Source organism: Desulfopila inferna (assembly GCF_016919005.1).
Taxonomy (GTDB): domain Bacteria; phylum Desulfobacterota; class Desulfobulbia; order Desulfobulbales; family Desulfocapsaceae; genus Desulfopila_A; species Desulfopila_A inferna.
The window spans coordinates 1-467 of sequence record NZ_JAFFQE010000031.1 but is presented as its reverse complement, the minus strand read 5'-3'; the positions used below and the strand labels follow the sequence as shown (position 1 = coordinate 467).

1 protein-coding gene is annotated in these 467 nt (G+C 59.7%); it reads left to right on the top strand.

The genetic code is table 11. The features are described from left to right. On the top strand, positions 1–467 hold a 467-nt coding region (locus JWG88_RS21295; RefSeq protein ID WP_205235833.1), incomplete at both ends, for an efflux RND transporter permease subunit.

Below are 467 nucleotides of genomic sequence, written 5' to 3'. Positions count from 1 at the left end.
CTGCCGGCGGGTGTGAAGGTCGAGCGCTACTACGATCGCTCGGAGCTCGTCTCCGTCACCACGCATACGGTCATGCACGCGCTGCTGTTTGGCTGCCTGCTGGTGTTCTTTATTCAATGGATATTTCTGGGCGATCTGCGCAGCGCCATCATTGTCAGCGCGAACATTCCGTTTGCGCTGTTCTTCAGCATACTGATCCTGCTGCTGACGGGGGAGTCCGCCAACCTGCTCTCGGTCGGGGCGGTGGACTTCGGGATCATCGTGGATTCATCCGTCATCCTGGTGGAGAACATCTTCCGCAACTTCCAGATGCCGGCCGCAGAGCAGACGCGCCTGCTGATGAGCCGTGACGCGAAGATGCTTGGATTCCGCGTGCCCGAACGCCTGCGCATGATTTTCGTCAGTGCCTTGCAGGTTGATCGCGCGGTGTTCTTCTCGGCGCTCATAACGGTGGCGGCGTTCGTTCC